Consider the following 230-nt stretch of genomic DNA (forward strand, 5'->3'; position numbering starts at 1 on the left):
GCTGACCAACGCCATGGTGCAGATCTTCCTGGTGATCACGCTGTTTTCCAACAGCACCTACCTGTCGCTGATCTACCTGGCCACATCGATGATCCTGGTGCCCTACCTGTGGTCGGCGGCCTACGCCGTGCTGTTGGCGGTGCGTAAAGAAACCTACGATGGGCAGCCGGCCCTGCGCCGCAAGGACCTGCTGGTGGCGCTGGTTGCCTTGGTGTATGCCGTGTGGCTGT

The 230-nt window shown here is 61.3% G+C and carries 1 pseudogene; it reads left to right on the forward strand.

The annotated features are described in order from the left end of the window. A pseudogene (locus J5M58_RS27725) lies at nucleotides 1-230 on the forward strand (arginine-ornithine antiporter); the annotation flags it as partial.

It is taken from the genome of Pseudomonas sp. 32_A, from assembly GCF_017490905.1.
Classification (GTDB): Bacteria; Pseudomonadota; Gammaproteobacteria; order Pseudomonadales; family Pseudomonadaceae; genus Aquipseudomonas; species Aquipseudomonas inefficax.